This window comes from Streptomyces niveus (assembly GCF_001723055.1).
Lineage (GTDB): Bacteria > Actinomycetota > Actinomycetes > Streptomycetales > Streptomycetaceae > Streptomyces > Streptomyces niveus.
Genome location: NZ_MDCR01000187.1, coordinates 1 through 3,127, shown reverse-complemented (window position 1 = coordinate 3,127; position 3,127 = coordinate 1). Strand labels below are relative to the sequence as shown.

The 3,127-nt window shown below is 71.5% G+C and carries 2 protein-coding genes; both read left to right on the top strand.

Translation table 11 applies throughout. The features are described 5' to 3' along the window. Nucleotides 1-1,299: peptidoglycan D,D-transpeptidase FtsI family protein (locus BHU15_RS22015; protein ID WP_069628785.1), on the top strand; the 1,299-nt coding region annotated here is incomplete at its 5' end. Between the two features lie 184 nt (nt 1,300-1,483). Then, nucleotides 1,484-3,085: a UDP-N-acetylmuramoyl-L-alanyl-D-glutamate--2,6-diaminopimelate ligase gene (locus tag BHU15_RS22010; protein WP_348538530.1), complete on the top strand. Its 1,602-nt coding sequence runs from the start codon at nt 1,484-1,486 to the stop codon at nt 3,083-3,085. Nucleotides 3,086-3,127 lie beyond the last annotated feature (42 nt).

Genomic DNA, 3,127 nt, shown 5'->3' with positions numbered 1-3,127 from the left:
GGGGACGCGACGGCCGCCGGGATACTGGGATACGTCAACGCCGCAGGCCACGGAGGTGGCGGCGTGGAGTCGATGTTCGACAAGAGGCTGTCCGGCGAGGACGGCGAGATCACCTACGCCCACTCCGGCGGCCGTCGCGTCCCCACCGCGGGCTCCAAGGAGACCCCCGCCGTCCCCGGCACCGACATCGAGCTGACCATCGACCGGGACATCCAGTGGGCCGCCCAGCGGGCCATCTCCGACCAGGTCGCGGAGTCCGAGGCCGACCGCGGCTACGTGATAGTGCAGAACACCCGGACGGGCGAAGTGCTCGCCATGGCCAACGCCCCCGGCTTCGACCCCAACGACCTGTCCCAGGCCGACAGCACCAGCATGGGCAACGCCGCCCTCCAGGACGCGTTCGAACCGGGCTCCACCAGCAAGGTCATGTCCATGGCCGCCGTCCTGGAGGAGGAGGCCGCCGTCCCCGGCACCCATGTCACCGTGCCCAACCGGCTGCACCGGGGCGACCGTCTCTTCAAGGACGACATCGACCACCCCACCTGGTATCTGACGCTCAACGGCGTCCTCGCCAAGTCCAGCAACATCGGCACCATCCTGGCGACCGGTCAGCTCGGCAAGACACAGCCCCAGGCCAACCAGGTCCTCCACTCCTACCTGCGTAAATTCGGCATCGGCAGCCCCACGGGCCTGAACTATCCCGGCGAGACCCAGGGCATCCTGGCCGATCCGAAGGACTGGTCGACCTCCCAGCAGTTCACGATCCCCTTCGGCCAGGGACTGTCGGTCAACGCCATGCAGGCGGCGTCCGTCTACTCGACCATCGCCAACGGAGGTGTACGGATCGAGCCCACCCTGGTCCGCGGCACCAAGGGCCCCGACGGCCGCTTCACCCCCGCGCCCACTCCGAAGAAGACGCGCGTCGTCAGCGAGAAGACCGCGAAAACGCTCTCGACCATGCTCGAATCGGTCGTCGGCGACGAGGCGGGCACCGGCACCAAGGCCCGGATCCCCGGATACCGCGTCGCCGGCAAGACGGGAACGGCCAACCGCGTCGATCCCGAGACCGGCCGCTACAAGGGCTACACCGCGTCCTTCGCGGGCTTCGCGCCCGCCGACGACCCGCAGATCACCGTCTACTGCGCCATCCAGAACCCGACCAAGGGCAGTTACTTCGGCGGCCAGATCTGCGGCCCCATCTACAAGGAGGTCATGGAGTTCGCTCTCAAGAGCCTCCAGGTCCCACCGACCGGCAAGAAGTCCGATCCGATGCCGGTCGAGTTCAAGCCCGGCGAGTGACCCAGGGAACACCCCAGTGACAACGATCACCCCCGACTCGGGGAACCAGGACGGCGCGTCCGTCACCCCACCGGACGGCTCCGCCAGCGGCCGTCCCTCACGTGGCCCACGCCCCGGTGAGCCCGGTACGCTCACCGCCGTGCCCCACGCAGATCAGTACCGAACCACCACAAAGGACGCGCCCGTGAACCACCCCGGAGCGCCCCGCCCGAACCATGTCCGGCCGGCCTCGCTCGTGGACCTGGCCACCCGGCTGGGTGCCGAGCCCCCGGCGGACGGGGCGGCGACCGGCATCACGCACGACTCGCGCGCCGTTCGCCCCGGGGACGTGTACGCGGCCCTGCCCGGCGCCCGCTTCCACGGCGCCGACTTCGCCGCCCAGGCCGCCGACCTCGGCGCGGCGGCGATCCTGACCGACCCGGCGGGCGCCGAACGCGCCGCCGCGACCGGCCTGCCGCTCCTGGTGACCCCCGACCCACGGGGCAGCATGGGTGAACTGGCCGCCGAGATCTACGGCCACCCCGGCACCGGCCTGCTCCAGATCGGAATCACCGGCACCTCGGGCAAGACCACCACGGCGTATCTCGTGGAGGGCGGCCTGCGCGGCGCCGGACACCACACCGGGCTCATCGGCACCGTCGAGATGCGCATCGGCGACGAACGCATCAAGTCCGAGCGCACCACCCCCGAGGCCACCGACCTCCAGGCGCTCCTCGCCGTCATGCGCGAGCGCGGCGTCGACTCCGTCGCGATGGAGGTTTCCAGCCACGCGCTGGTGCTCGGCCGGGTCGACGGCTGTGTCTTCGACATCGCCGTCTTCAACAACCTCAGCCCGGAGCACATGGAGTTCCACTCCGGCATGGAGGACTACTTCCAGGCCAAGGCCCGGCTGTTCACGCCCGAGCGCAGCCGGCTCGGCGTGGTCAACTTCGACGACGAGTACGGCCGCCGGCTCGTCGCCGAGGCGGGCGTGCCCATCACCACCTTCTCCGCCGAGGGCCACCCCGACGCCGACTGGCGGGCCGAGAACGTCGAGGTCGGCTCGCACGGCAGCACCTTCACCGTCGTCAGCCCCAAGGGCGAGCGGATCCACGCCGAGGCCCCGCTGCCGGGCCCCTTCAACGTCGCGAACACCCTGGCCGCCGTCGTCACGCTCGCCGTGGCCGGAATCGACCCCCAGGTCGCCGCCGACGGCATCGCGGCCGTCCCCGGTGTCCCGGGCCGGCTGGAGCGCGTCGACGTCGGCCAGCCGTATCTCGCGGTCGTCGACTACGCGCACAAGACGGACGCCGTCGAATCGGTCCTGCGCTCCCTGCGCAAGGTCACGCGGGGCAAGGTGCACGTCGTCCTCGGCTGCGGCGGCGACCGCGACCGCTCCAAGCGCCCCTCGATGGGGGCCGCCGCCGCCAGGCTCGCCGACACCGCCGTACTGACCTCGGACAACCCGCGCTCCGAGGACCCTCTCGCGATCCTCGCCGCGATGCTCGCGGGCGCCGCCGAGGTGCCCATCCACGAGCGCGGGGACGTCCTGGTCGACGCCGACCGGGCGGCGGCCATCGCCTCCGTGGTCTCCCGCGCCGTGGAGGGCGACACCGTACTGATCGCCGGCAAGGGCCACGAACAGGGCCAGGACATCGCCGGGGTGGTACGCGCCTTCGACGACCGCCAGGTGCTGCGCGAGGCCATCGAGCGCTCCTGTCGCCGCGCGGCCGGAGACACCGGCACGACCGAGAACACGGGCCCGGCCCAGCACACCGGCACGACCGAGAGCCCCGGTCAGGGATGAGGGGACCGTCCGGCAGGCGCGGGACGGTCCCCTCATCCCTGA